This is a genomic window from Colwellia sp., assembly GCF_013214175.1.
GTDB lineage: Bacteria > Pseudomonadota > Gammaproteobacteria > Enterobacterales > Alteromonadaceae > Colwellia.
In genome coordinates, this window is sequence record NZ_JABSPA010000014.1 from 1 (window position 1) to 19,690 (window position 19,690).

Annotated in this window: 18 protein-coding genes and 1 pseudogene; 17 read left to right on the forward strand and 2 right to left on the reverse strand. The window is 38.4% G+C overall.

Going from position 1 to position 19,690, the window contains the following annotated elements; genetic code table 11:
- The first annotated feature begins 115 nt into the window (after positions 1-115).
- From HRT55_RS20630 to HRT55_RS20640, 3 genes are all read left to right on the forward strand, one after another.
- Positions 116-529: a group II truncated hemoglobin gene (locus HRT55_RS20630; protein ID WP_291624303.1), complete on the forward strand. Its 414-nt coding sequence runs from the start codon at positions 116-118 to the stop codon at positions 527-529.
- 140 nt (positions 530-669) lie between these two features.
- Positions 670-1,428, forward strand: coding sequence for an alpha/beta hydrolase (locus HRT55_RS20635; RefSeq protein WP_291624305.1), 759 nt, complete (start codon positions 670-672; stop codon positions 1,426-1,428).
- Positions 1,429-1,651: 223 nt separating this feature from the next.
- Positions 1,652-2,275, forward strand: coding sequence for a TetR/AcrR family transcriptional regulator (locus HRT55_RS20640; RefSeq protein WP_291624307.1), 624 nt, complete (start codon positions 1,652-1,654; stop codon positions 2,273-2,275).
- A 103-nt stretch (positions 2,276-2,378) separates the two neighbouring features.
- Here the strand turns inward: HRT55_RS20640 and HRT55_RS20645 are convergent, their stop codons facing one another.
- Together HRT55_RS20645 and HRT55_RS20650 are read right to left on the reverse strand one after the other, a co-directional pair.
- The gene (locus tag HRT55_RS20645) at positions 2,379-4,457 is read right to left on the reverse strand and encodes an alkyl sulfatase dimerization domain-containing protein (RefSeq protein ID WP_291624309.1); all 2,079 of its coding nucleotides are present in this window, start codon (positions 4,455-4,457) and stop codon (positions 2,379-2,381) included.
- Positions 4,458-4,509: 52 nt separating this feature from the next.
- On the reverse strand, positions 4,510-6,336 hold the full coding sequence (locus tag HRT55_RS20650; protein WP_291624311.1) for a PQQ-binding-like beta-propeller repeat protein: 1,827 nt from the start codon (positions 6,334-6,336) through the stop codon (positions 4,510-4,512).
- A 300-nt stretch (positions 6,337-6,636) separates the two neighbouring features.
- Between HRT55_RS20650 and HRT55_RS20655 the strand changes: the two genes are divergently transcribed.
- The 14 genes and pseudogenes from HRT55_RS20655 (at position 6,637) to HRT55_RS20720 (ending at position 19,504) form a co-directional block, all read left to right on the forward strand.
- Positions 6,637-8,499 carry a DUF1302 domain-containing protein gene (locus HRT55_RS20655; RefSeq protein ID WP_291624313.1) on the forward strand — a complete coding sequence of 621 codons (1,863 nt, stop codon included), beginning with the start codon at positions 6,637-6,639 and terminating at the stop codon, positions 8,497-8,499.
- Between the two features lie 32 nt (positions 8,500-8,531).
- A complete protein-coding gene (locus HRT55_RS20660; RefSeq protein WP_291624315.1) occupies positions 8,532-9,887 on the forward strand; it encodes a DUF1329 domain-containing protein in 1,356 nt (451 codons plus the stop codon).
- A gap of 136 nt (positions 9,888-10,023) precedes the next feature.
- Positions 10,024-11,232 carry an iron-containing alcohol dehydrogenase gene (locus tag HRT55_RS20665; RefSeq protein WP_291624316.1) on the forward strand — a complete coding sequence of 403 codons (1,209 nt, stop codon included), beginning with the start codon at positions 10,024-10,026 and terminating at the stop codon, positions 11,230-11,232.
- Between the two features lie 97 nt (positions 11,233-11,329).
- Positions 11,330-12,757 (forward strand): coniferyl aldehyde dehydrogenase, encoded by a 1,428-nt coding sequence (locus tag HRT55_RS20670; protein ID WP_291624317.1) that lies wholly within the window; start codon positions 11,330-11,332, stop codon positions 12,755-12,757.
- Between the two features lie 282 nt (positions 12,758-13,039).
- Positions 13,040-13,264 carry a hypothetical protein gene (locus tag HRT55_RS20675; protein ID WP_291624319.1) on the forward strand — a complete coding sequence of 75 codons (225 nt, stop codon included), beginning with the start codon at positions 13,040-13,042 and terminating at the stop codon, positions 13,262-13,264.
- Positions 13,265-13,333: 69 nt separating this feature from the next.
- Positions 13,334-13,759, forward strand: a complete 426-nt coding sequence (locus HRT55_RS20680; protein WP_291624320.1) for an N-acetyltransferase — start codon at positions 13,334-13,336, stop codon at positions 13,757-13,759.
- A 118-nt stretch (positions 13,760-13,877) separates the two neighbouring features.
- Positions 13,878-14,186: a YciI-like protein gene (locus tag HRT55_RS20685; protein WP_291624322.1), complete on the forward strand. Its 309-nt coding sequence runs from the start codon at positions 13,878-13,880 to the stop codon at positions 14,184-14,186.
- Between the two features lie 116 nt (positions 14,187-14,302).
- Positions 14,303-14,917: a LysE family translocator gene (locus HRT55_RS20690; RefSeq protein ID WP_291624324.1), complete on the forward strand. Its 615-nt coding sequence runs from the start codon at positions 14,303-14,305 to the stop codon at positions 14,915-14,917.
- Positions 14,918-15,028: 111 nt separating this feature from the next.
- Positions 15,029-15,424, forward strand: coding sequence for a hypothetical protein (locus HRT55_RS20695; RefSeq protein WP_291624326.1), 396 nt, complete (start codon positions 15,029-15,031; stop codon positions 15,422-15,424).
- Complete coding sequence (locus HRT55_RS20700) at positions 15,405-16,268, forward strand: nucleotide-binding protein (protein ID WP_291624328.1); 864 nt, start codon at positions 15,405-15,407, stop codon at positions 16,266-16,268. The genes HRT55_RS20695 and HRT55_RS20700 overlap by 20 nt, the downstream gene beginning before the upstream one ends.
- Positions 16,269-16,294: 26 nt before the next feature.
- Positions 16,295-16,891, forward strand: a pseudogene (locus tag HRT55_RS20705) (glutathione S-transferase family protein).
- Positions 16,892-17,420: 529 nt separating this feature from the next.
- A complete protein-coding gene (locus tag HRT55_RS20710) occupies positions 17,421-17,885 on the forward strand; it encodes a hypothetical protein (RefSeq protein WP_291624330.1) in 465 nt (154 codons plus the stop codon).
- 426 nt (positions 17,886-18,311) lie between these two features.
- Positions 18,312-18,746 carry a GNAT family N-acetyltransferase gene (locus tag HRT55_RS20715; RefSeq protein WP_291624332.1) on the forward strand — a complete coding sequence of 145 codons (435 nt, stop codon included), beginning with the start codon at positions 18,312-18,314 and terminating at the stop codon, positions 18,744-18,746.
- Positions 18,747-19,279: 533 nt separating this feature from the next.
- Entirely contained in the window at positions 19,280-19,504 is a 225-nt protein-coding gene (locus tag HRT55_RS20720) for a DUF3955 domain-containing protein (RefSeq protein WP_291610402.1), read from the forward strand.
- Positions 19,505-19,690 lie beyond the last annotated feature (186 nt).

The window sequence follows — 19,690 nt, forward strand, 5'->3', positions numbered from 1 at the left end:
GCGTTGGGCTATGTCAGTCCGGCTGAATATGAGCGCATTGGCGCATAACCAGTGTCTACTTTTTATGGGTAACACCATTGTCAGTATTTCCCACAAATAGGTTTAGGTTTAAGTTATGAGTTTTAGAAGTTGTGAATATGGCGTAGGAGACAACTCTTACACCATGGCGGGAGAGTTACTTGGTATTACTAAACTCGTTGATGAGTTTTATAATAATATGAATGATTTTTCAGAATCAAAAAAAATTAGAGATATGCATTCTAGTGATTTAACAGAGTCTCGCAAAAAGCTAGCCTATTTTTTGTCTGGTTGGCTTGGTGGCCCTAAATTGTATGCTGAGAGTTACGGCAGTATCAATATCCCCTTAGCACATAAGCATTTGACAGTAGGTATTGAGGAAAGCGAAGCATGGTTATTGTGTATGCAAAAATCTGTAGATTCTCAGCCCTATGAAAAAGCGTTTAAAATTTACTTAATGGCGCAATTACGTGTGCCAGCAGAAAGAATTAGAATGGTGTCAGGCACCTAAAATTCCATAGCTGGCTATAGAACAGTAGGTTCATTTCCGTTTGCCTTCACTTTTTAGACTTAACATTTTAGACATCACATTTTAACCAAAAAGTATCAGTTCCTTCGTTGGGCGTTACACTTAACTTTATGAATCGAATTTTGTCACTCATTTTAATATCAATTATAGTTTTCTATGTTGGCTTTGGAGCGCTGTTATTTTCAATGCAGCGTAACTTTATTTATTTTCCGACAGAGCCGGTGAAACATGGATTCGATGAAAGGGTATTTGAAAATGATAATGAATTGATAAAAACTATATTATTAAATAAGGGACAAGATAAGGCTATTTTGTATTTTGGTGGTAACGCTGAAACAGGTGCATTTACAGCTTTCGATTTTGTCGATGAACTCACTTCATATACTATTTACCTGATAAATTATCGAGGTTACGGTGGCAGTAGCTGCTCTCCTGATGAAAGCGCTTTATTTTCAGATGCGTTAACTTTGTATGATAGTTTATCTAAAACTCATGATGATGTATTTGTTATCGGTAGGAGCCTAGGAAGTGGTGTGGCAACTTATCTTGCTGCTGAGCGTCTGGTGAAAAAGTTGGTGTTGATTACTCCATTTGATAGCATTCAAAGCATTGCACAAAAACAATTCCCGTTTTATCCCATGTCCATTTTGTTGAAAGATAAATATAACTCCGTACAGTTTACTGCGAAAATTCACGCTGATACGCTAATGTTAGTAGCCGAAAACGACAATGTAGTGGCCCGCATACATACTAATAATCTAGTTGAGGCTTTTGTTAATATTCCACCCGAAGTGATTATTATTAAAGGGGCAGGGCACAATGATATTTCTCAAAATAGAGATTACTTTCAGTTATTGTCAACATTTTTTAAGTCTCAATAGCGCGAACAATAGCTTACAGGATTGATAACAGTTAACTGCTTATGTGGACGTTATCGACTATATATAATCCGAATTAAGTATTACACGTGATGCTACCAATCACCGAGTGTTCCCACGTTAGATATAGCTAAAATCATCAAGTAAATTATTGCAAACTTAGTTTGCAATAATGGCTGTTAACAGTATGATTACCTGCTAATAAACCAGTCAAGAGTTCAACGAAGTGCCAACGAAAGAAGTAGCAGAAAGGATCTCCAAACATCTTAAGTCTGATGATGGCCGAATGATGCGTACTAAGGATAGCCACAATAAAATTGTTAGCGCTTTTTTAAGTTTGCTTAGACAAGGTAATGTTAACCCCAGTGCCGATGACGTTGCCAAAGAAGCCAAGGTTGGTTTGCGCACGGTATTTCGACGCTTTAAAGAAATGGAATTACTCTATCGGGAAGTGGCCACTGAAGTTCAAAATGCTTTTGGACCGGAAACGACAAAACCTTGGGTTTCGACTATTTGGCAAGAGCAGCTTGAAGAGATGCTGACAAGGAAGGCAGATATCTATGAACGAATGATGCCTTATAGTATCGCCGCCCAATATCTTCGTCACAACTCGAGCTATTTAAAAGAGTTTAATAATCGTTGGTTAAGCATTGAACACGAAATTATAATGAGTATTCTACCTTTTAGCCCAGAGGATGAACCTGAGCTGTTCAATGCTTTGGAAGGTACGCTGAGTAATGACTCTTGGATTCAATACCGAAAAAATCACCAGCTTTCCCCTGAGCAGAGCCATAACACCATGAAAGTAATAATGGACGCTTTAATACATACCTACTTAGCAAAAAAATAGCAAGACTAAGTAAATAGCTCGACATTAAATCAGATAAACATGATGATAAATTTAAACGATAGTGCGCTTGAATCAGCGCACTATCGTTCAAGGATTCAGGTTTTTAAGGCGTTACCATATTGTAGTTGCCATCAATCTTATCAAATGATTTAAGAAAGCTAATAAGGTCAAGTTTACTACCCTCAACGGTGAGATCATCACCAAATAACGTTTCTTTTATACCGGCTTCACCAATAATTAAATCGATAAATAACAGATGAGTAATGTTAATTACGGTATCTGCCTTTTCTGATTGGTTGTCTAATTGCAAACCTAGCTCTTCAGCTTCTTGATATGGTCGATGTCTTAATACCGAATTATTCAGTGTTAACAAGTAGCTTTCATTAATATCGGTAAAATTAACTAACAGAGTAAAGTGCTTATCTTGCGCTTTATCTGCATTCAAACTGACTGATAGTTTGGTGAAGAACTTGTCGACCGACATCGCTTTTAAAACCTGCTTAAGATCGTTCAATTGTTGAATCTTTGATGAGATACCATTACGTAATTCATACGCCCCGGACAAGTAGAAGTCGCGCCACGGTGCTGATTCAGATAAATAACCTAGTTGATCATAAGTTTTCGCTAATAATGCTTTGGCTTGATTGTTTTCAGGCGCGGCAAATACAGCTTGATTTAACAACTGTGCGATCCAGCGATATTCTTTCACCACATTTTCAGTGCCTACTTGGTCAACCTTTTCAAAAAGTAGCTGCGATTTTTCAACAACCTTGTCGACACCACCCATCATTTCAACATAGCGTTGCGCCGTTTCTTGCTCTGGTAATGGATCTAAGGTGGCAGGGTTACCGGTAAACCAACCCATGTAAAACTGATAAACCGCCTTAACGTTATGTTTTAATGTGCCGTAATAACCACGGTTAGAGAAGGTTTTCGTTAATGATGGCGGTAATTCAATTAATTCTGCTATTTCAGCTGGGGTATATCCTGAATTTAATAAACGTACAGTTTGGTCGTGAATATATTTGTAGGTATCACTTTGCACTTGTAGGAATGATTGAATGTCATCCTGTCCCCATATTGGCCAGTGATGGCTACCAAAATATAATTCAGCGTCTTTAAATTCGTTTTTTGCCTCTTCAATATACTGGCTCCACTGAGCTGCGTTTCTTACCTTAGCACCCCGTAACGTATAAATGTTATGCATGGTACGTGAGACTAACTCAGCGCCAGCAAAGGCTTTTTGTTTCGGTAGGTAAAAAGTAAATTCAGCGGGTGCTTCTGACTCAGGTGTATATTGAAATGAAAACGGCACGCCATCAATAGTTAAAGAGGCAACACTGTGATCAACAATTTCTGTTGGCGCCATTAATCCAAAAGTACCGAAGGCAGGACTCTTCCCTAAGCCAGAGCCTATATGGCCTCGATCATTTCTTGGTAAAAACTGACCATACATATAAGATGAACGGCGCGACATTGCGATACCAGCAATAAGGTTTTCACTGGTCGCTTCTTCCATAAAGCCTTTGGGGGCAATAATACGTAAGTTCGCTTTTTCAGTGTCAGACAGGTGCGATAAAATACCATCAATACCGCCAAAATGATCAATATGGCTGTGGGTAAATAAAACCGCTTTAATTGGCGCTTTACCTAGGTGTTTTTGGGCAAATAATAATGCCTTGCTGGCAGTTTCTCTAGACGTTAATGGATCGACCAGAATCCAACCGCTATCGCCTTTAATAATAGTCATATTGGCTAAGTCGTAATTTCTGACTTGATAAATATCATCGTGTAGTTTAAATAAACCATGAATGTTATTGACCGCTGCTTGTCGCCATAAACTTGGGTTTACGCTATCAGGTGCATTACCGTTTTTGCCTTCAAAGTTGATAAAATCATAGTCCGACATATTCCAGATGACTTTACCTGATTCTTTTTTGATAATTAAGTTATCTTCTTTGGCTATTAGACCTCTGTTGGCTTGCTCAAAGTCTTTGTTATTGCCAAAAGGTAAAGTTGCAACAAGTGCCTTGTTTGCTGCTGTTGTAGCAGGCGTTGGTGCGGTAAAGCCTTGTTCATTGGCACTGTCTTCATACGGTACCTGCTCTGAACATGACGTTAATACTGAAACGGTAAGTAAGCTAAAACAAAGCTTACTTAGGTAATTATTCTTTTTAAACATGAATACCTCGTTCTGGACTTGCCAGTTTTCATTAATACAGAGCTCATTAATATTAGTCTTGTTGAATTAAGCGTTTACACTCATCAGCTAAATCGCCCATTTTACGGCCTAAAGCTATACTGGCCTGATTGCGTAAAATTAAAATTTGTTTTTTATCCCACTCACTTGCTACTGGGTGCTCGTTAGCATTGTAGGAATCGGAGCGGATTTGATAACGTTGCGCCATACATATAGCATCTCTTGCCAGTAGACGATTATCTGTGGACTTGTAGCGGGCGATACCGCCTCTAATAGGTTTTATTTTATCACCAAATATGCCTTTGGCGACTAAACGACGTGTTGGCGAACTACCAATAACAAAGCCGCCATCGGGTGCTATCATCGTTGCCGCGATAGATTCTTCATAACCTTCAACAAAACTAATCACTTCGCCGGTATTTTTATCTAACAGTCCAAAACCATTGGCGATCATTAATGGCATGTCACCAACAAATTTAGGTGTTGCACCTAGACTAACGGCAACACCATTTGCGGTAATGGCAGCGGTAAGCGCGTTAATAGTATTAAAGCCTGGGTACATCTCAAAATTTGTTGTCCACACTATTTCACCACGGTCACCGTGATTAATAACCTTATGTATATTAAGTGCAGTTACCGCATACAATTCGTTATTGTCTGCACTGGCCGAAATGGATGCAGCAATTTGTAAACCGACATTGACCCGCCAAAGTTCATTGAGCTTATTATCAAGGGTAATTAAATTGCCATTTTCATCGGAAGCAAAGATATATTTACCATCATTACTTATGGTTGGGGTAGAGCCTGTTCCACCATCAAAGTCATATCGGGCAGCTATCTCGGTTGTAACTGAACCATCACTTTGTTGGGTAAAGTCAAAGGCGTAAATAGCGCCAAGCTGGGAGATATTATCTTTTACCCCATCTACTTCATCGGGTGCCGTAGCGGCAATATATAAACGATTTGACATGGGATCGCTGCCATAAAAGTTGGTGACTTCTTTGCCACCACCAAAAATAATCATACTTATGGTTGAGAATAAGCCCTGACCTTGAGGCGCCTTACCAAAAACTTCTTCGCCGGCCTTATCAGCTCGGTCTGAAATAAAGTCAGAAGGGCGATCGACATAGTCCATTGATGCTGGAGAACCAGGTAAATTTAACACTTGGCTTAAAAGCTGTTGACCGGTTTTTCGCGCAAACAAGGTCAGCTTGCCGTCTTCAGATAAAACACTTACCGCATCAATTCCTGGTAGGTAGTTAACACCCCAAGTATGTGGATTAGTGCCTGTACCTGCATACTTAAAGCCAGTTTTAGCTTGCCATATTATTTCACCAGTGGTTTTAATCGCGTAAGCATCGCTATAGGTTGAGTGATAAAGGATCTGAGAGTTGGTGTCGACATCGTTTAAAATTAATATAGCGCCAGAGCCGTTGGTATCACCGTGCGCAGGAATTACCCAACGTCTTTTACCCGTTTCACCGTCAATGGCTACTAAACTAACATCTTCATGTGCTTGGTAGGGGCTAAAGTATATGTTGCCTTCTCTGTCTAACGTGGGTCCCTCCGGAATATAAAAGCTCTCTTCGGCAACCCAAGCTAATTCTTGTTTAGGTGCGGTGACAATCATCAATTGCGCATTATTATTAATACCATAATGCATGGAGTTTGATGTGGTTAAATCAGGGATAACAGGGTTGATTACGCCAACATTCGGCAGACCTTTAGGCTGCCATTCGGTCAGCTTGTACGCAGGCAACTCTCTGGGTTTTGCATGCAAGTCTAACTGCCAATAAGCTATTACTAAAGCGGATAGCACTACGCCACAAAATATGACTAAAGCGATAAGCACTTTTGTCACTGAAACTCTCTTTATTGAAACCATATATCAGACCTAATTTATATTTATTATTTGAATGAAAAATGAATGTTTTTTAGTAAATAAATCTTTTGGCATGCGCCATGTCAAAAGTCAACTATACCTATAATTACCTTCCGATCAAGTTATAAAATAAACTATTGACACTTGGAGTGCCATAATGAGAGTATGAAATCACCATAATGTTTGGTCAATAAAGCAACAGCGTTAAAACAATAAATAAAACTTTTAAAAAAGAATAAATAAAATAATTAAAAGTACTAATTTGGGGAAGTCATGAGAATGGGTAATATTGATAACTTATTTAAGCGAAAAGCATGTTTGTCGGCAATCATCTCACTATTGTTGTGTGGTCAAACACAAGCGATTGAATTTCAGTTAGGTGATATAGAGGCAGTGTTTAATAGTGATATTTCTATAGGTAAAAGTTGGCGAGTCGAAGCGGCTGACCCATCCTTATTAAAGGATGTCTATGGTAATTATGGCAATAATGATGATGCTAATAATAACTATAAAAAGGGCGATTCTTTCTCTGAGATCATTAAAGGTGTGCACGATTTAGAGCTGAGATATGAAAATTTTGGCCTATTTGTGCGAGGTAAATATTGGTATGACCGTCAAATGGACAAGGGTAATGTGCATTACGGTAATCTCGCACAATTAGATTCAAACGGTATTCCTGGTGCTCCGCTAATCTATAACCACCCAAATGAGCCACTTAATGATGACAATTTTGATAGCTTATCTAAAGCAAGTGGCGTGGCGTTATTAGATGCCTATATTTATGGTGAGTTTGAAGTGGGTGACACACCGATTGATCTTCGTTTAGGTAAACAAGTAATTAATTGGGGTGAGGGTAACTTTATTCGCAGCCCGTTAAACTCAATTAGCCCTATTGACTCAAGTGCATTAAGGCGACCAGGAGCTACGGTAAAAGAAGCACTTTTACCTATTAACATGGCCTATGCCAGCTTTGGTATGACAGAAACCCTAACATCAGAATTCTTTTATCAATTAGGTTATCAAGAAACCGTAGTTGATGGCTGTGGTACGTATTTCTCCGGCACTGATTATGTTACCTCAGGTTGTAACTCTATTTCATTAAGTAATGGCGCAACGAGTATCGCGCGAAATACTGATGGTGTGCGCAAAAGTACTGACAGTGGCCAACTAGGTGTCGCACTGCGTTATTATTCAGAAGCATTAGCGGATACTGAATTTGGTTTATATTTCATGCAGATAAATGACCGACTGCCTATTATTAGTTTCACAAAACATGACGTGGGTGGCTCAGAAATGGGCGCTCTATTTCAGCAAACCATGCAGATATGGCAGCAAGTTGGTCAAGGTAGTGGTTATGATTCTTTCGCTGATTTATACAAAGCCTTAATTAGCAAAGACCGTATTTCAACATCAAGTTATATCACTGACTATACCAGTCAGATACAAGTAACCGGTTTTACCTTTGCCACTAATGTCGGCGGTATCTCTTTATCGGGAGAGTATTCACTACTAAAAGATAAGGCTATTCAAATTAATGGCCCTATGGTGGTAAGTGCCTTATTAACCGAAAACTCTACCAGTACAGAGCTGAAGGAACGGGTCAAAGCCACAGAAAATGGCGCCTTTTTCAGTGGCTCTGACGAATTTGATGTGTCGCAACTGCAATTAACCGCTATCAATACTTTTGACCAAGTAATGGGTGCGAGTCAAGTCAGCATACTGGGTGAAATTGGTTATACCTACGTGCACGATTTTAATGACAGCCCAATGGCAACAAAATATGGCCGTAGTGGCATATTCGGACTTTATGATCATAACCCAAATAATCCTGCGGCAGTAAATGATGGCTTTGTTACACAAGCTTCTTGGGGTTATCGAGCCTTAGTTTCAGCACAATATAATAATGTCATTGCCGGTGTTAATTTCAAACCGTCTATTTTATGGAGTCATGATGTTAATGGTTATGCACCGCAACCAGGCGGTAACTTTATTGAAGGTAATAAAAAGCTAGCCGTTAATTTATCAGCCTCTTACCTTGAAACCTACTCAGCACTTATTGCCTATACGCACTATTCAGGCGATGACTTTAGTGTGCTTAAGGATCATGATTTTATGTCGGTTAATTTTGGTGTGATTTTTTAGTCATATTAGTGTTAGTTACCAAAGGAAATACAATGAAATTTATTAATAAAATATCAACCCCGTTACTTTTTATATTAGCGGTAGTACAGACTAATGTTAATGCGAAAGTGACGCCTGAAGAAGCGGCCAAACTGGGTAAAGAACTTACCCTCATTGGCGCTGAAAAGGCAGGAAACCAAGCAGGCACAATTCCCGCATATACCGGCGGCTTAACCGCAGATAGAAATGTCGATTATAGGGTGAATATATTTGCAGATGAGCAGCCGCTATTTACTATTACCGCTAAAAATGTAGATCAATATCAAGACAACTTAAGCCCAGGTCAAATCGCCTTATTAAAGCAATATCCTGATACTTACTTTATGCCAGTGTATAAAACCCATAGAACGGCCTCACAGCCACAGCAGGTTTTGCATAAAGCTAAGGTGAACGCACTAAACACTGTTTTGTTAGATGACGGTAATGGCTTAGGTAACTTTGATGAGACTATTCCCTTTGCTATTCCTAAAAGTGGTTTGGAAGTTATTTGGAATCATATCACTCGTTATAGAGGCGGTAATGTCGCGCGTAATTTTAGTATGATCCCTGTACAGCGAAATGGCAGTTTTACCCCGGTTAAGTTAGTCACTGAATTTAGTTCACCACAATATATTTCTGATGGTTATGATGAAAATAAAGATGACAACATTCTTTTTTACTATACCTCTAAGATCACCTCGCCAGCTCGTTTAAGCGGTACTTTATTATTAATACATGAAACCATAGATCAGATTAAAGCACCGAGAAAAGCGTGGACCTATAACCCAGGTCAACGCAGAGTGCGCCGTGCACCCAATGTTGCCTATGACGCGCCGAATAATGGCTCTGATGGCTTACGAACCACAGATCAAGTTGATATGTTTGCCGGTTCGCCCATGCGTTATAACTGGAAGATTGTTGGCAAGAAAGAATTATATATTCCTTATAATTCATATGCTTTAGCTAACCCAGATTTGGAATATGATGACATGGTGCAAGCCAATCATGTTGACCAAACCCTTACGCGTTATGAGCTACATAGAGTCTGGCAAATTGAAGCAAGCATTAAAGATAAAACGCGTAATATCTATTCAAAGCGCGTCTTTTATATTGATGAAGATAGCTGGCAAATAAGCATTGCTGACTTATATGACGATAAGAATTTATTATGGCGAGTCAGCGAAGCGCACCAATTACAATATGCAGTAGGTAATACAAATTTTGTCTCGGCAGAAATTTATCATGATTTAATGGCAGAACGTTATTTAGCCATTTTGAGTAATGAAATAAAAGAGCCCATTGTTTTTGAACAACAATCTTCTCGAAAAGACTTCAGCCTAGGTGCTTTAAGGAGGAGTGGTAAAAGATAAGTAACTAGCCCGTCATTTACTATTTAAATGAATATGTTTAATTAAAGTACATTAACCAAGAGACATGCAATCGCTTACCACTGATGGTTAGCGATTTGTTTGTTATGCAGTCATTCTCAACTCCTCAGGACAACAGATGTTTTACCTAAAAGTATTATTTTATAAAGTAATTATGCAAGTGTTAAAACTTGCCGGAAAGTTAGTTCCCCAGACACAACCTTTTATCTTTACTGGCGGCTACTCATCTTTAGCGCTGACCAAGCTCATCATAGATCAAGATACTAAACATGTTTTTATTGTTACTGATGCAGTACTCAATAAATTAGGCATAACAAAGGGGGTTTGTAATTTACTTGCCGAATACCAAGTGAAGGTGACAATTTATGACGAAGTCACGCCAGACCCGAGTGAAAGTGTGGTGAATAATGGCATCGCCTTACTTCGGAAGCAGCAATGTGACCTAGTACTTGCCATAGGTGGCGGCTCTTCAATTGATGCAGCTAAAATGATTGCGGTATTGGCTCATAGCAGTCAAACCATTAAAAGTGTCGCGGGTTTATTGAAAATAAGAAAACAAGGATTACCTTTGTGTGTCATACCAACAACGTCTGGCACGGGATCAGAAGTGACTATGGCGGCAGTAATCACCGATACAGAAAACCAAAGTAAATCATTAGTTGTCTCACCAAAAATGATGGCAATGGCAACCGCATTAGACCCTGTACTTATGCAAGGCATGCCGGCGAAAATTACCGCGGATACCGGTTTTGATGCTTTGACTCATGCAATTGAAGCCTACTTATCAAAGTATGCTAATGCACAAACTGATCAATTTTCCTTAACCGCAATAAAGCTGATATTTAAGGAATTACCTACTTGTTATCATAGGGGCGACGATTTAGCGGCAAGACAAGCGCTAGCGCTGGCCTCTTGTTATGCAGGTCTTGCCTTTAACAAAACAAATGTCGGTTATGTGCATGCGATTGCTCACCAAATTGGCGCAAAATATCATTCACCTCATGGTTTTACTAATGCGGTGGTGCTACCGGTAGTGCTCGATTTCTACCTAAAGGGCAGTGAAAAGCGTTTAGCTGATATGGCAAAAGCCATTGGCATAGACACCAATAACCTCACGAGTGTCCAAGCGGCAGAGCAGTTTATATTAGCGATAAAGGAATTACAGGCGGACGTAGGCATACCAAAGACCTTAAACTGCATTGAAGAAAAAGATATAAAGTCACTGGCAAAATCAGCACTAAAAGAGGCGCATTACTTTTATCCTGTGCCTAAATATTTGCGACCATCGCAATGTGAAAAAATGTTAACTCAGCTATGTACGCCTTAGTGTAGAGCTAGTGCTTTTAATATCATCTAGCAGTTAGCTTTTACTGGTAAAAACTAACTGCTTCCCCATGAGTTAGAATTAATCCTGAGAATCCCCAATGACAGAAATAACAACAATTGCTGAGCTGGAATCAGGCTTAGCGTCGCAAAAAAAATACTTTAGTAAAAATATGTACCCGAGTTATCAAGAAAGGGTGAACGACTTAAAGTCATTAAAAAAACTATTGTTAGCTAATCAAGATGAATTTATTAAAGCACTCAGTTTAGACTTTGGTCACCGAAGTGCCGATGACACCAAAATTGGCGATATACTCACCACTATTTCAGGTATCAATTACACCTTGAAGCGAATGAAACGTTGGATGAAGCCTCAACGTAAACATATCGGTCTGTTATTTCAGCCAGCAAAAGGCGAGGTGGTTTCCCAGCCGAAAGGTGTAATTGGTATAGTTACACCGTGGAATTACCCACTGTTTTTATCTTTAGGTCCACTTACCGCTGCGCTTGCTGCGGGGAATGTGGCAATGATAAAGATGTCGGAATACAGCCCTCATACCAGTACCTTATTAGCCAAACTGATTGCCGATATTTTTCCCGCTGAAAAAGTAACCATAGTTGCTGGCGATGTAAAAATAGCAACAAAATTCTCTTCACTGGCATTCGATCATTTGTTTTTTACTGGCTCTACCGCCGTAGGTAAGTTAGTGATGAAATCAGCCGCAGAGAACCTAGTGCCGGTGACGTTAGAATTGGGCGGAAAGTCTCCAGCAATTATTGACAGTGCTATGGACATTGCCACAGCGGTTTCTCGGCTAATACTGGGTAAAACGCTCAATTCAGGGCAAACCTGTGTCGCGCCAGATTATATATTTTGTCCACGAGACAAGTGTGATGAACTGGTTAAAGAAATAACCGCACGCTACCAGCAGATGTATCCGAGCCTTGGCAATAATGATGACTGCACTAGCATTATTAATGATGCGCAGTATCAACGTTTGTGTCTCCTGCTCAGTGATGCTAAAGAGAAGGGCGCAGTTGTTATTCCGTGTTTACATGACACGACAGAAATTAGTAAGCAGAGGGCAGCAAGAAAATTACCGTTAACTTTGGTTTGTGATGTTCAAGATGACATGTTGGTGATGCAGCAAGAAATATTTGGCCCGATATTACCGATTATTGCTTATGATGAAATTGGTGAAGTTTTTGACTACATAACGTCACGACCAAGGCCATTAGCACTATACATTTACAGTTTTGATAAAGTATTCCAACAAGAATTTTTATTAAAAACACATGCGGGTGGTGTCTGCATAAATGAAGCTGCATTTCACGTTGCCAACGATGATTTACCTTTTGGTGGAGTAGGTGCTTCGGGCATGGGGCAATATCATGGAAAAGAGGGCTTTAAAACATTTTCCCATCAAAAAGCAGTGTTAACTAGAGGGCGTATTAACCTAACGCCATTGTTGTTCCCGCCGTTTAATACTGCCATACATCGTTTGGTTTATAAGTTGTTTATTCGATAGCTAATTTTGCTGTGCCTCTAATCTTAATTAAGTGGATAAAGCACTAAAGCCTGATATCTTACTCTTCTAAATTATTGATATTATGGATAATAATATTTGATTCTCTTCTGGGAATTACTGAAACTTCTCAGTAATTTTCAAGTTCCTATTAAAGTTAACTATTTGTAGTTTCTAAAGCTTTGAAAATATGGGATATTAAGACGAATTTAATAAAGCTTATGATGCGGACATTACTGATAAGTCCCCATCATAAACGCTTATAGGCAAAAAGGATTTATGCACATGAATATCAATATGACCTTTTTCGGTAATGTCATTTTATTCTCAATGTTTATCATTGGAGGCTTAAGTTACTACTTAGGTAAACGTAAAACTTCAGCACCTAAAATAACAGCACTCATTGGTGTTTTACTCTGTATTACTCCGCCATTAAATATTGTTTTCATAATCGTGTTAGTGTTAAAAAATGACAATGTTATAAATGAAAATATCGATACTTCAGTGTGATCTACACATTTTAGCCAAATTACTTACTCGCTTATTGTGGCGTTATAACTCTCTCGGATGTCGGAACATATGAATATCGTAGTAACAACTTCACCTACCCAGGACGATCTTAAAGCATTAAGTGTCGGTATTGGCTCTTATAATAAAGATTACCTACCTGATGAAGTTGGCTTTGAAAAAGACACAAAATTTGCTGTCATTGCTAAAGATGAAAATGGACAAGTCTTAGGAGGTATTAGAGCTAATGCCTTCTGGAACTACTGTACTATTGAGTTGCTCTGGTTAGCTAAAGATACTAGAGGTTTAGGGCTCGGTAGCAATCTAATGGCAGCAGCTGAAAAGTTTGCTAAAGATAAAGGGTTTGGCTACATGCGTACTGAAACTCTTAGCTTCCAGGCAAAACCTTTTTATGAAAAACTAGGTTATAAAGTATTTGGTGAGTTACCTGATTATCCAAAAGGTCATACAACATATTGTTTAGTGAAAGAGTTATAACAAGCTAAATAATACGGGACACGCAACAGTTGGTTGGTTCCGCTGCACTGCACAATATTACCAAACTATTATTCAGCCACGTAATGTGCCGTTTTGTGCACATCGAAAGGAAACCTGTATGTACTATCTATTAACTTATGATGTTGTTCCTGAGTATTTAGAGAAAAGAGAGCAGTTTCGAGAATCCCATATTGAACTCGCTTTAGCAGCGGTTAGTCGTGGCGAATTAAGATTAGGTGGAGCGTTAACCGAGCCATCACTTGGAGCCGCTTTACTTTTCGAAGGGGACTCACCTAAAGTAGCTGAAGACTTTGTCACTAAAGATCCGTATGTTTTAAACGGCTTAGTTAAACGTTGGACTATTAATGAATGGTCAATAGTTTTAGGTGCAGGAGTCCCAGCGAAAGAAATAGACTTTGGCAATTAAAAAGCCAATTAAAGCGGGATAGAAAACCGTTTACTCGGTGCCATTTCGTTCAACATTTTAGCCAACAATTATTTGCCTCTTACTAGGCGTTAAGCAACACGGAGTATTCAAAGGTTATGGAGCTTTATTTAGCTATTATTCTTTTTGCAGCATCAACTACAGTAACACCAGGCCCAAATAACATAATGATTATGACTTCTGGCCTCAACTACGGTGTTAAAAATAGTATTCCACACTTGTTAGGTATCTGTTTTGGCTTTCCTGCCATGGTAATAATGGTTGGTTTAGGCTTTAGTGTTGTCTTTGAAATGTATCCATTGATTCACGAAGTGATAAAGGTCATAGGTATCGCTTATCTTTTATATTTAGCTTGGCTTATCGCATCGTCTTCGCCGACTTCACTTGAAGTAGAAAGCTCTAAGCCCTTTAGTTTTACTCAAGCTGCTTTGTTTCAATGGGTAAACCCGAAGGCATGGGTTATGGCCACAGGTGCGGTTTCAGCTTACACTTCAATTACCTCAGATATATTCTCACAAGTACTATTTATTGCGTTGGCTTTCTTTATTGTTGCTTTTCCTTGTGTCGGGATTTGGTTATTTTTTGGTGTCGGGCTTAAAAAGTATCTTAATTCGCCAAAACACCAAAAAATATTTAATTTATCTATGGCTCTGCTATTAGTCGCTTCTGTTATTCCAGTATTAAAAGAGTTGGTTGTTCAATATGTTGTCTAATAAGGCAATTAAACGTAAAATTTACAGTTGGCTATTTTTGGTGTTTCGCACATTTTAGCAAACAATTTTTTTGCCGCTTAATGTGGTGTTATATTTTTAATAGGTTTGAGTATGAATCAGGTTAGAGGTTTTGCTTTATCAATTGTAATAGTAATAATTTCATTTCTAGTTTCAGCAATAGCTGCGGGAGTGCTGGCTGATTTAGCTAGCGTTTGGAAAAAACCAATCATTGGCTCTGTTGCTGCTTTTTGTGTGGTTATTTCTGGCTATGTCACAGCCCCTAGTCATAAAACCATAGCTTCAGTCGTTTGGTTAATTATTGGAGCTATTTCGGCTTGGCTACTCGCGGGTGATTCATTTTACCCGGAAGATCATGAACATGCATATCAGCTGACAATAATTCCTTTACTCGCAACCTATCTAAGTGGCCTATTTGCATTGTTGATATGTTTGCTGTGGCACAAAAAACAGAACAAGGATTCGATTAGTGAACCTGTTAAAAGATAAAATCAATAAACTAGTAGAAAAGAGTGCAGAGTTTAACTGGAAAAACTGCAGTATAAAGCATGATTCTCTTGAGCAGATTCTTGGTGAGCCATCACCTGCATGGCATACATGGGTTAATAATATAGAAAGTATTTTAAAAACAACAGTCAGGTCAAATTCAGAGCCTTTTGTTTATTTTAAAGCGGCAAATAATTCACCGGTAAAAGGCAATGATGAAGATAAGTTTTGGATTGCCAAAGAAAATTATATTAAAACATTACATGCATTAATCTCATTGTTAGAGGAAGGTGATTTGTTTAATGAATTGTTGGTGTCAGGCGTGCCAAAAAAAACAAATAAACCCAAAGATTCAACAGCAAGAACAAAGCTACCTTCCGCTCTAGTACCGAGTAATAATAAAGTATTTATTGTTCATGGAGATGATGATGCTTTAAAGATTGAACTAGAGGTATTTCTCTCACGTATTGGCATAAAGCCAATTGTTTTACATAGAGATGTTGAAGGTGGGAAAACTATCATTGAAAAGTTTACCGCAAATAGTGATGTCTCTTATGCATTCATACTACTTACTCCTGATGAGATTTCATATACGATTGATCAAGCCAATATCATTGATGCTGATAGAAATAAACAAACGAGAGCCAGAGCCAATGTCATCTTTGAATTTGGTTACCTTGTAGCCAAGCTTGGTAGAACAAATGTCTGTGCTCTTCATAAAGGTGATGTGGTTATACCGTCTGAGTTAAGTGGTTTTATATATAAAAAAGTCGATAAGAATATTGAGGAAATAGGGCTCTCTTTAATTAAAGATATTAAAGCCGCAGGGCTTAAGCCTGAGTTATAACTTGTTATATGCCTAAGGAGAGTGTAGTGAAAATTTACGGAGATATTCAATCGGGAAATTGCTATAAGGTGAAGCTTCTTACTTCACTTATCGATATTGAACATGAATGGATAGAAGTTGATATTTTAGCTAATGAAACACAGACCGATTCATTCTTAACAAAGAACCCCAATGGGAAAATACCATTGCTTGAATTAGAAGATGGCAGCTGTATTTCAGAGTCTAATGCTATTTTGCATTACTTAGCATCGAATACAGCCTTAATTGGTAATAGTCGTTTTACTTCAGCAAAAATTCTTCAATGGCAATTCTTTGAACAATATAGCCATTAGCCTTTTATAGCCGTTGCACGATTTATTGCCAAATACCTTGGACTACCGGAAGAGCGTAAAGCCGAATTTGAAGCGAAACAGGCTGGCGGACATAAAGCGCTTAAAGTGATGGAAGAACAGTTGCAAAAAACACCGTATCTTGTGGGAGATGAATTAACTGTCGCAGATATATCACTTTACGGCTATACCCATGTGGCGCATGAAGGTGGCTTTGATCTGTCAGAATATCCGGCAATCCAACAATGGATAGAACGAATTCAGTCAAATCCAAAATACATTAGCATGGAGTGATCGGTATAAAATAAGCTGTTAAAAAGGGACAATAAAACAGTTTACTGTTTTTGCCCCTCAACATTTTAGCCTAAAGCCCAAAATCAGGCTAAAGCCTCATTTAGTCGTATATCGGCAAACATGAACAACTCAAGTACACCTCAAAAGAGGCTTTAGCTAGAAATTAGGCTTTAGATCAAAGGAAAACAATCACATTACCGTATTCTTACCTTTAGTTAGTCGCCTGCCAGAATGGCAAAGGTACTTTTACTTGGAGCTCTTTAAATAACTGTAATAATTATAATTATAAAGACAACAAAGTGCGCTTAACTGACGTTAGCAAAATGGTTGTTGCCATATATTTCTAATGAATTATTACTGAGAACTTTCAGTAATATCCAAGTTATAGCAAAAATAAAATATTTGTAGTTTCTAAAGCTTTGAAACTATGGGATATTAACGTGAGTTAAATAAAGGTTATGGGGCGGACATTACTGAGAAGTCTCCATAATAAAAGTTATGTATAAAACTTAAAACGTAAGGAGTACGTTTGAATATCATCTATAAATCATCATTATTTTCTATTGTCTTAGCTCTTTCACCGCAGTCATTAGCGGATAATAAGTATACTTTGGGTCTTGGCGTTGGAACTATGTATGGTGGGCTCGGCATGAATGCAGGGGTTCAGTCTGACGTCGATATAAAGTATGTTTCGGCTGGAATTTTGCAATTAAGCGGCAGCAGTACCACCTACGGTTTGGGTCTTGGGTGGATAACTACAGACTTGTTTGATTTTCAAAGTAAAAAACATGGTATAAACATATACGTTGGAGCAGTTGGCACTGAAAACTCTTTCGATGGCAATGATCCAGTTTACGGTGGCGGATTAGGTTACTCTTACTTTTTTAGTGGTATTGACCAGTCGGGTTTCAATATTGGTTTTACTCTCCTAGCGGGAAAGGGAAGCGAAGAAAGTGCCACAGGCGCTTTTATTCAAGCTGGTTATCAGTTTTAAACATAACAAGGCGTTTAAACGGGAAAATTACAGTTGGCTCTCGCTTCGCGCAGTTTAGCCTAACTGTATTTTCCGCTTAGCTTAGCGTTATCGATACAAAATCTAATCCGAATCAATTCTAATCCTTATCAGCTAATGTCCGCAATGGGCAAAAGTGAACCTTAACTTTTACCAATGGACTATTAAAATTAGTTCACCGTTAATGACTTCTTGGTGCGTAGAGCGGAAGTTCGCTTAAAAATATTTACGATATATTTTTAATGGATTGACAGTGTCATATTACTGAGAAGTCTCAGTAATATCCAAAACCTAACAAAAACAAAATACTTTTAGTTTATAACATACTGAAAGTATGGGATATTAATGCGAATTAAATTAAATTTATGGGACGGACATTACTGAGAAGTCTCCATAATAAGCTGTTAAATGAATGAACATATGAACCTTGAAATTACTAATTATCCAGTCGCTAGCGACGATGAGTTTGTCGCAAGTAAATTGCGAGAGTATAATCTTCAATTTGTTGAGAAGGACGTTAATCCTTTATCGGCTTATTTTCGCGATTCCGAAGGTGATATTGTCGCTGGCTTGACTGGGAAAACATATTGGAACTGGCTTCACATCGACTATTTGTGGGTGAATGAATCCGAGCGTAAAAATCAGTTAGGATCTAAACTGATTGCCGCAGCTGAAGAGGAAGCAATCAAGAGAGGATGCACTGGTTCAAGTCTAGATACCTTCAGCTTTCAAGCATTAAGGTTTTACCAGAAGCTTGGGTATTCTGTTTTTGGTGAGCTTAACGGCTACTCTGGCAAGCATCAACGTTACTACCTGGAGAAACAGCTTGGGCAAATCATTTAACAAGCACAGTCAGTCGGAAAGCTGGGACGCTGCATAGCAGCTCAAGCCCAGTTTCCGCTGCTGTGGGCGTTATCGATACCATATATAATCCGAATTAACTTTTACCTCCATTTGTTAATGTCCGCAATGTGGTATTTACCGCCCTTAACATCTCATTTTAAAAAGTTAGTGAGCTATAAATGAAGTAGCTCTTTTATTAAGGGCTTCTTGGTGCTCATTCCGGACGCTATCCTTTAATTTTTTGCCTTATATTTTCTATTGAATATTTTATGTCATGTTACTGAGCCGGCTCAGTAACACTCCTAAAAAACACGAATAAACGTCTATTTTATTGATCTTAGTGTAATATACAGCGTTTTCTATGATGAGTATTACTGAGCGGGTTTAGTAACATCCTATCTTTTATTAACTAATTGGTTGCAGTAGTTTCTAATTCTTTGAATTTGTGGGACATTAATAAAAATTAAATTTTAATTATGGAACGGTCATTACTGAGCCGACTCCATAATAAGCTGTTATATGCAGGTGCCTAAATGAATATTCTCGCAAATAAAACTCTTCTTATTTCTTTGATTTTACTTGGTTTGGGAATGTTATCTCTAATAGCCGAGAGTACCTTTTATCAATTTCTTGATAATGAAGGGGTTCTTCATGAGAGTATGTTCCTGCCACTCGGTATGATAAGTATTGTAGTTGGTATGTTGTTTTTATTATTTTTTATAATACAAAAAATACGATGTGCGTTTAACAAAAAATAAATTGCATATAACAAGGGTTTTCAAGTCGGACTCGTAACAGTTTGCTCGGTTCCACTTCGTTTCACATTTTAGTAAACTATTTCTCGCCGCTTAAAACGGCGTTAGGTGCCAGTGTTACCCATAATTAGTGGACACCTTCTATAGTTAGATTACGTCTAACAATGAGGTGACATATGACTAAGAAAC